We start from the raw sequence: 9080 nt of genomic DNA on the forward strand, positions 1-9080 counted from the left end.
ATATAAATAATATTGATAATATAGAAAAGATAAGTATAAATAAAATTAATATTGCCCATAAGTTAATTACATGTTCTGCACTAAATTTAAAAGTATCGTAAATACTATCTTCTACTGGTATTGTTATTGTTAAATCAGTTATATTGCCTATTGAGCCTAATAAATCCATGCCCCATTTACTTATAGTAAATTTAGATATTTTATCTAAAGTGTCCCCGAGTTCAAATAATTGTCCTGAAAATATAAATTGTACCATAAGTATAAACGGTAAACTTCTATTTGCTATATCGTTACTTGGACATAATGACGAAATCAACAATCCCATCACATCTGCACTAAATGTTATTAAAAAAATAGATAATATATATTCTATATAAGAAGAGCCTATTACAGCACCTTCTGATGGAAATTCTGCAAATAATGCACATATTACAAATATTATTATAGATTGAAATAAACATACTACTGCTTGTACTAAAAATCTAGCAAAAAATAATTCTATAGATTTAAATCCACTATCTAAATCCATTTTTATACTTTCTCTTTCTTTACATATTTCAAGTACTGAGTTAAAAAGCCCAATCCATATTGCAACACATACTATAGCAAATAATCTTGACCTTGTGTCTCTATAATCCTCAAACATCTTACCTCTTAATGTAAGACCTACGCAGATAGATATAATAAGAGGAAATCCAATAAATATATAATGTGATTTTTCATTTTTTAGGTTCTTTATATAGTTTTTTATTATAACTCCCATACCCCTAAACTCTCCTATTTAATAAATTGTTGTATTTTTGTACAAAGTAATCCTGATTGTTTTCAACAGCATTATATATATCGTCTAAATCACTTATATTAAAATATTCCAATGCCTTATCTTTTTCTCCATAAAAACATATTCTACCTTGAGATGCCATAAATAAAAGATCGTCTATATAAGGATACTTACATGCCATATGTGTATTATGAGTTATAACTAAAATGGTGCTGTTTTTTTCAGATACTAATCTAGATAATATTTCATAAAGCTCTCTACAACTTTTTACATCTAATCCAGAATCAGGTTCGTCCATTAAAATTACTTTTGGTTCATTTAAAAGCTGTACTGCTATATCTAATCTTCTAGATTGGCCACCACTCAACCTTCCAACCAGTGATTGTTTAAATAAAGATAAATTTAATTTTTCTAATAAACTATCTATCTTCTGCATTTTCTGCTGTTTTGTATATCCCTTTAATTTTTTACTAGCGTAAAACTCCATAACTTCTTGCACAGTATTGCCTTTTCTTAAGACAGAAAATTGGGGAACATGTCCCAACTCATTTCCGTCTATAATTATCTCTCCAGAATCTAGTTTTAATCTTTTTAATATAGCATCAAACAATGTACTCTTTCCTGCACCCGAAACTCCCATAATAGCTACAAGCCTTCCCGAATTGATTTTCAAGTTGACATCTTTTAATCTATACCACTTTTTCTTTTTATCATATCTAGTTACATTAGACATAAGTATAGCTGGTTTATTATTTGAAATATAATTTTTATTAGGATTATTTACTTTATTTAAGTTAGATTGATTTTTTATATTATTTTCTACACTTGTATTATTTATAAATTTTACGTGTTCTTGAGAAGTTGTATTTTTAATTTTTTCAAAAAATAAGTTGTTTTTTAAGCAACAGAATATATAATTTTGATTGATAAATATATCTCCATTTCTAGGGATAAAGTAATCTGTATTTATTTTTTTGCCTTTATAAATTATATTTTCTGTATTTCTTATTATATATCCTCTTCTATCTTTTTGAACGTTTAAAAATCTATGTTCTTCTGGATTAAAGATCTTCCATTTATTTTCTATTTCTCCATCTACAACTCCTATATATACTCCGCTACTAATACCGTGTTCTATTCTAATCATACTTCCATGAGTTAACCTAACTGCTGTAGTCGAATCATTAAGCTGGTTGTTATTTACAAAAATTTTTATTTTGCCATAATTTCTAAAATAAAATTTGTCGTCTTTATAAATTATTACTCCAACATAATCTGGTAAAAAGTCTGTACTCATTTGTATATTTCCATATCCATCTCTTAAACTTCTACCTAAATTTATTTTTTCTGCTCTCTTGTCTAATAAAACCTTTCTACAACCTTTGTGAGGTTCAAATATAAGTATATACATCCTTATCTCCCATTTATAATTATTTTAATAACCTAATACCTCTATATCTGCTATACAAGTATCATTGTATTTTTGTCCATAATAAACAGAGTCTATTGTGAATTTAACGTATTCTGATTTAACTGGTTTTATATTTACTATTTGATATCCTGTATTATTGTCTTCTAATTTAATACTTTGGCTACTTCCATCTGAAAAACTAAGTGTAATTGATTCTGGTCGATTATTGTTGTAATATCCATTTTTATTATTTACAAGACCATTAACTATTTTTACTTTCTCAATTGTGTAAGTAGAATCAAGATCAAGTCTTATCCATTCACCTTGGCCAAATCCTGAAACTCCTTCAGACCAAACTGTAGAAAAATCCCCATCTATAGCTTTACTTGAACCATAGTTTATACTTGTAGAGTCGTGAAGTATTGAACTACAGTCAGTATTAGATATATACAGTTTAGAAACTTCTTTATTAATAGTAGTGTCAGTTTTTTTATCTTTCTCTACATTTGATGTTTGACTTGACACTTGGTTTGAGCCTTGATCTTTTGTAGAAGACGAAAAATCATTTTCCCCTCCACTAAAAACTCCTGTTTTAAAAATCACAAAAATCCCCAAACAAACAACTATGCACGATAATGCCACCACAAATTTTAAACTTGTTGAACTTTTTTTATTTGAATACTTTAAATGTTTATTATCATATGTATTCTCAGTGTTTAATGGCGTTCCACAAACCCTACAAAATTTTGCATCTTTGTCATTTTTATTATGACAATTATTACATATCATATTACTCCTCCTTATATCTTGGTATAAATATACCCATTCCCTCATTTTATCCCTAATTTCTCTTTCATTATACCAAATTATTACTTTATTTCATATATTATCAATATAAATTATATTCTCAATAAAGCCTAAATATTTATTTTGTATAACAAAAAAATTCGCTTCGCTCATGGCGCCAACGAATCGGAGATTCCGTTGCTTTAGTTAATAAGTTGGAAATTAGACATTATCTACAAACCAGATAATGTCTAATTTCCTTAAAATAAAAAACACCTGATATAATTTATCAGATGTTTTCATTCCTACATTCTAGGATTAAGTTCTCTTTTATTGTTTTTAACTTCTTCAAGTGTTTCTTCTAGTTTTTGTTCTAAAAAGCTTAAAACATCTTCTGCATATTGATTTGATCTTTCAATCATCTCATATTTATATTTTTCAGCTTTTTCTTTTATTTCATCTGCTCTTTCATTTGCTCTTTGAACTACTTGATTATTTTCTATCATATACTCAATTTTTTGTTGGTATTCTTTATCTAAGTCTTCAAGATTTCTTTGGTTTTCTTTTAATAATCTTTCTGCTTCTTTTTCACCTTGTAAAACTATTTCTTCAGCTTCTCTTTTAGCATCACTTATAATTTTAACTCTTTCAGTATTTATCCAAGATGCTTGTTTTACTTCTTCTGGAATAACAGACTTCATTTCTTTTATTAAACTTAAAATTTCTTCTCTATCTACAACTACTTTATGTGAAAATGCCTTTGCAGGAGCCTCCTCCACAATCATCTCAAGTTGTCTTAGTAAATCAATCAGTTCCATTTCAACCATTTTTATCTCCCCTTACTCTTGTTTTTTAATGCTATTAAAACTTGTTTTGGCACTAAATTTTTAACATCTGCATCAAATGCAAGCACTTCTTTTATTAATGAAGAACTTATAAATGAGTACTTTGTATTTGTAGGTAAAAATATTGTCTCTATATCTGGATTTAACTCTCTATTCATATGTGCCATTTGAAGCTCATAGTTTACATCTGCTTCGCTTCTAACGCCTCTAACTAGTGTACCTATATCATTTGCATGACAATAATCTACTAATAGCCCATCAAAGCTAACTATTTTAATGTTGTCTAGGTGAGATGTACAAGATTTAATTAACTCCACTCTTTCGTCAAAATTAAAAAGCCCCTTTTTATTTGGGTTGTGAAGTACGCCTATTTGTAACTCATCAAAGATTTTTGAGGCCCTGCATATTATATCTAAGTGTCCATTAGTTATAGGGTCAAAACTACCAGCAAACATAGCTTTTGTAAACTTTTTATTCATTACGCTTCCTCCATCTTATAAAATGTTAGTGTTGTATTTCCATATTTTTTTTCTCTACTTTTATATAGTCTTCCAACATTTTCTGGGAAGCTATCTTTTGTATCATGCTCTACAACGATTATGCCATCTTCTTCAAGTAAATTATTTTCATCTACTGATGATAATGCATCTATAAACATATTTTTATAGTAAGGTGGATCCATAAATATTATTGTAAATTTTTCACCTTGTCTGCCTAAAGATGTAACAGCACTTTTAAAATCTATATTTAAAGTAGTACTTTCATTTTCAACTCTGGCCTTTTTAATATTAGATTTAACTATAGCCATACTTTCCTTGCTTTTATCTACAAAAACACATTTATGTGCTCCTCTTGATAAACATTCTATACCTAAAGAACCTGTTCCAGCAAATAAATCCAAAACATTATTGTCCATAACATAAGGATTTATTATATTAAATAATGATTCTTTTACTCTATCTGTTGTCGGTCTAACATCTTCATTTTTAGGAGTATTTAATTTTAATCCTCTTGCTTTTCCTGATATAACTCTCAAATTTTATTCTCCCTTCAATAAATATATTCTAACATAAAATCTCTTAGTTTAATGAGATTTCTTTGTTAATATTACTAAATTTTTCAATCATTTCTTTTTTTAACAAAATATGTTCTTTTTTATTTAAATTTTTATCTTCTCTAAAAATATTTTTTGATTCTTCTTGTGCCAATTTTAAAACTTTTATATGCTTAAAAATATTGGCTACTTTTAATTCTGGAATACCATGTTGTCTAGTTCCAAAGAACTCACCTGGACCTCTAATTTCTAGATCTTTTTCAGAAATTCTAAATCCATCGTTAGTCTCTTCCATAATCTCCATACGTTCCTTACATACATTCGTCTTTGAGGAATATATTAATATACAATGAGATTTATGTGAACCTCTACCGACCCTACCTCTAAGCTGGTGAAGTTGTGCAAGTCCAAATCTTTCTGCATTTTCGATAATCATCAAAGTTGCATTTGGAACATTTACTCCAACTTCTATTACAGTTGTAGATACTAATATTTGAATTTTATTATTTTTAAAGTCATTCATTATTTTGTCTTTTAAACTAGGCTTCATTTTTCCATGTAGAACTTCTACATTTAAATCAGAAAAATACTTTTCTTTTAATTCATCTCTTAAATCTTCTGCAGCTTTTGCTTCTATAGCTTCACTTTCTTCTACTAATGGACAGACTACATAAACTTGTCTTCCTTTTGTTATTTCGTCTCTTATAAAGTTAGTGTAGATAAAGTCTCTTTTTTTAGATTCAAAAGCTCTTGTGTCTATTGGTTGTCTTCCTGGTGGAAGCTCATCTATTATAGATATATCTAAATCACCATAAAGTATAAGTGCTAATGTTCTAGGTATTGGTGTGGCTGTCATAACTAAAATATCTGGATTGCTACCTTTTGAAGATAGTTTTGCTCTCTGTCTTACTCCAAATCTATGTTGTTCATCTGTCACAACTATACCTAAGTTATTAAACTCTACATTATCTTCTATAAGTGCATGAGTTCCTATTAAGATATCTACTTCGTGGTTTTTTATTCTTTCTAGTACTTTTTCTTTTTGTTTTTTAGTTAAACTTCCAACTAATAAGTCTACTTTTATGTCAAAAGGTGATAGCGTCTCATTTAAAGATATATAATGTTGTCTAGCTAATATCTCTGTAGGAGCCATTAAAGCGCCTTGATATCCATTTAAAACAGATAACGCAAGTACTAACACTGCTACTATAGTTTTCCCGCTCCCAACATCTCCTTGTACCAATCTATTCATAACATTATCACTAGTCATATCTTCTATAACCTCAGAAAGAGCTCTGTTTTGTGCATTTGTTAAATTAAATGGAAGTGATTTGATTATATCATTTAATTTTTCTTTTTTTTCAAACTTTATACCTTCTGAGTCATCTATTCCACTTTTAAAGTAAAAAAGACCTATCTGTAAAATTAAAAATTCTTCAAAAATCATTCTATATAGTGCAATTTTTAAAGATTGTTTATCTTGTGGCATATGAAGATTTTTCACAGCAAAATCTATGCTACATAATTTATATTTATTAATTATCTCTTGTGGTAAATATTCTTGTATAATTACCTTTTCATTTGTATATATACTTTTTATAGTACTTATTATATCTTTACTTGTAACTCCATAAGTAAGTGGATAAACAGGTATTAATTTGCATGTAGATGTAGGTGCATTTGTAAAATGTTCTATCTGTGGAGAATTCATTTCTAAAAATCCACCTTCTTTTTTTACTTTTCCATAAGCAATTACACTGTCTCCTTTTTTAAATACTTTTGTCAAGTATTCTTGGTTGAAAAATACAAGAGATAAAAATCCACTCTCATCTCTAATTATAAATTTTGTTACTTTAATTTTATTTCTAGCTTCATAAGTTTTAATATCGCTAATTATTCCTTTTGTACATGCTTTTTCATCATGTTCTAACTGATATATCTTTTTTACATTACTTCTATCTTCATAAGCCCTAGGAAAATAATATAATAAATCTTTTATTGTAAATATATTTAATTTATTTAATTTTGCAGCTTTCTTAGGCCCTATGCCTTTTACAAATTGAATATCTTTATTTAATATATTCATTCTCATCACCTAAAAAAATCCTCTATTTTATAGAGGATAAATTTTAATATATTTAAACCTTTAAAAAGGGCTGTCCTCAATAAAAATTGAAACAGCCCCCATTATTTACATAATTTTATTTCTTTATTCAACAGATACTAAATAATAATAAATTGGTTGGCCTCCATAGTATAGTTCTATGTCGATATCTTCAAATTTTTCTTCTAGAGATTCTCTTAAAGCCTCTGCTTGTTCTTCTTTAATATCTTCGCCATAGAATAAAGTTATTATAGCACTATCTTCATCTACTAAACTTTCTATAAGGTTTGTAGTTATTTCATCTATATTATCACCTGCTGATAATAACTTACCTTCACCTAAACCTATAATATTACCTTCTTTTACCTCAACATCGTTTATTACAGTGTTTCTAACAGCATAAGTAACTTGCCCACTCTTAACTGTAGATAAAGCTTCTACCATGTTAGCTTCATTTTCTTCTATAGTTAAATCAGCATCAAAGTTAACTAATGCAGCAAATGCTTGAGATACGTTTTTTGTAGGTATTACTATTATATTTTTATCACTTAAATCTTTAGCTTGATTTGCAGCCATAATTATATTGCTGTTATTTGGTAATATAATTATATTGTGTGCATTCATTTTTTCTATTGCATTCATAAAGTCTTCAGTACTTGGGTTCATAGTTTGACCACCTTCTATTATGTGATCAACACCAAAATCTTTAAATATTTTAGCTAAACCTTGCCCCATTGAAGTTGCTATAAATCCAAATTCTTTTGGTTCTTCTGATACAGCAGCTTGTTCTGAAACTTCTTTGTCTTCTTGTGCATCTTTTATTACTTTGTTTTCATGTTGTAATTTCATGTTTTCTATTTTTATAGTTAATAATTGACCATAAGCTAAAGCTTCTTGAAGAACCGTACCAGGAGTATTAGTATGAACGTGAACTTTTATTATTCCGTCATCACCAACAACTACTAAGCTGTCTCCATATTTAATCATTATATCACGCATTTTTAAGTCAGATATTTTGTCAGTTTCAAGTATAAACTCTGTACAGTATTGGAATTTTATATCTTCAGTAGATAGTCTATTTTCAACTTGTACTGAAGTAGTTTCTGTTGTTTGTATCTCTTGACTTTCTACAAATTGACCTTCTAATGATTTTAACATACCTTCGTATACTAAAACTAACCCTTTACCACCAGAGTCAACAACACCAGCTTCTTTTAAAGCATGTAATAATTCTGGAGTTCTGTCTAATGAGTTGTTAGCTTCTTTTACTAGAAGTTTCATAAATTCAATTACGTCTTCTTCTAATGCTGCAGCTTTTAAAGCATAGTCTGAACTTTCTCTTACTACTGTTAAGATAGTTCCTTCAACTGGTTTTATTACAGCCTTATAAGCCGTATCAGAACCATTTTTTAATGCTTCAGCTATATCCATGCTATTAAGTGTTTCTTTACCTTCTATTGATTTAGCTATACCTCTTATTATTTGAGATAATATAACTCCTGAGTTTCCTCTAGCACCCATTAAAGAACCTTTAGAAAGAGCCTTTCCAAGTTGTCCTATGTCATCTTGTTCTACTTTGTTTAATTCTTTTATTGCACAAGATATAGTTAGAGACATATTTGTTCCTGTATCTCCATCTGGAACTGGGAACACATTTAATTTATCTACTAAGTCTTTATGATTTTTAAGGTTATTTGCACCAGAAACAAACATATCCCTTACTTGTTTTCCGTCTATATTTTGAATCATTTCTTTCCTCCTAAATTACTTTACTCGAATACCTTGAACGTTAACGTCTATTTTGCTGACTTTTATACCTGTATCATTTTCAACAGAATATTTAACTCTTTCAATTATGTTATTTGCAACAGTCGCTATATTGATTCCATATTGCATTATAACTGATAACTCTATTTCTATAGTATTGTCTTCTAACTCTACTACTTTTACACCTTTTGCTATATTGCCTTCTTTTAGTAATTCAACTATACCTTTTATTTTTTGTGAAAAACCTACTAAACCATAGCTTTCCATTTTATCTGCTTCTATAGAGCTATCTTTTGCTGGAGCTGGGTCTTCAAATCCTTCTGGTAGTGGAA

9 protein-coding genes are annotated in these 9080 nt (G+C 28.4%); all 9 read right to left on the reverse strand.

Going from position 1 to position 9080, the window contains the following annotated elements:
- The coding region (locus I4U58_RS10745; RefSeq protein ID WP_195931346.1) for an ABC transporter permease at positions 1 to 763 on the reverse strand (763 nt) is incomplete at its 3' end.
- A gap of 4 nt (positions 764 to 767) precedes the next feature.
- The gene (locus I4U58_RS10750; protein WP_195931347.1) at positions 768 to 2192 is read right to left on the reverse strand and encodes an ABC transporter ATP-binding protein; all 1425 of its coding nucleotides are present in this window, start codon (positions 2190 to 2192) and stop codon (positions 768 to 770) included.
- A 24-nt stretch (positions 2193 to 2216) separates the two neighbouring features.
- Entirely contained in the window at positions 2217 to 2981 is a 765-nt protein-coding gene (locus tag I4U58_RS10755; RefSeq protein ID WP_195931348.1) for a discoidin domain-containing protein, read from the reverse strand.
- Between the two features lie 302 nt (positions 2982 to 3283).
- Positions 3284 to 3805: a hypothetical protein gene (locus I4U58_RS10760; protein WP_195931349.1), complete on the reverse strand. Its 522-nt coding sequence runs from the start codon at positions 3803 to 3805 to the stop codon at positions 3284 to 3286.
- A 2-nt stretch (positions 3806 to 3807) separates the two neighbouring features.
- The gene (coaD, locus tag I4U58_RS10765) at positions 3808 to 4302 is read right to left on the reverse strand and encodes a pantetheine-phosphate adenylyltransferase (RefSeq protein ID WP_195931350.1); all 495 of its coding nucleotides are present in this window, start codon (positions 4300 to 4302) and stop codon (positions 3808 to 3810) included.
- Positions 4302 to 4859 carry a 16S rRNA (guanine(966)-N(2))-methyltransferase RsmD gene (gene rsmD, locus I4U58_RS10770; protein WP_195931351.1) on the reverse strand — a complete coding sequence of 186 codons (558 nt, stop codon included), beginning with the start codon at positions 4857 to 4859 and terminating at the stop codon, positions 4302 to 4304. Before rsmD ends, coaD begins: the two co-directional genes overlap by 1 nt.
- Positions 4860 to 4902: 43 nt before the next feature.
- Positions 4903 to 6963, reverse strand: coding sequence for an ATP-dependent DNA helicase RecG (gene recG, locus I4U58_RS10775; protein ID WP_195931352.1), 2061 nt, complete (start codon positions 6961 to 6963; stop codon positions 4903 to 4905).
- 123 nt (positions 6964 to 7086) lie between these two features.
- Positions 7087 to 8730, reverse strand: a complete 1644-nt coding sequence (locus I4U58_RS10780) for a DAK2 domain-containing protein (protein ID WP_195931353.1) — start codon at positions 8728 to 8730, stop codon at positions 7087 to 7089.
- 15 nt (positions 8731 to 8745) lie between these two features.
- Positions 8746 to 9080: Asp23/Gls24 family envelope stress response protein (locus tag I4U58_RS10785; protein ID WP_243269612.1), on the reverse strand; the 335-nt coding region annotated here is incomplete at its 5' end.

This window comes from Clostridium sp. 1001270J_160509_D11 (assembly GCF_015667935.1).
In the GTDB taxonomy this organism is placed as follows: domain Bacteria; phylum Bacillota; class Clostridia; order Peptostreptococcales; family Peptostreptococcaceae; genus Intestinibacter.

What these genes read in the sequence shown, in the direction of transcription:
- I4U58_RS10750 (WP_195931347.1), bottom strand. Translation starts at nt 2,192, where the DNA reads ATGTATATACTTATATTTGAACCTCACAAAGGTTGTAGAAAGGTTTTA.
- recG (WP_195931352.1), bottom strand. Translation starts at nt 6,963, where the DNA reads ATGAATATATTAAATAAAGATATTCAATTTGTAAAAGGCATAGGGCCT.
- coaD (WP_195931350.1), bottom strand. Translation starts at nt 4,302, where the DNA reads ATGAATAAAAAGTTTACAAAAGCTATGTTTGCTGGTAGTTTTGACCCT.
- I4U58_RS10760 (WP_195931349.1), bottom strand. Translation starts at nt 3,805, where the DNA reads ATGGTTGAAATGGAACTGATTGATTTACTAAGACAACTTGAGATGATT.
- I4U58_RS10755 (WP_195931348.1), bottom strand. Translation starts at nt 2,981, where the DNA reads ATGATATGTAATAATTGTCATAATAAAAATGACAAAGATGCAAAATTT.
- I4U58_RS10780 (WP_195931353.1), bottom strand. Translation starts at nt 8,730, where the DNA reads ATGATTCAAAATATAGACGGAAAACAAGTAAGGGATATGTTTGTTTCT.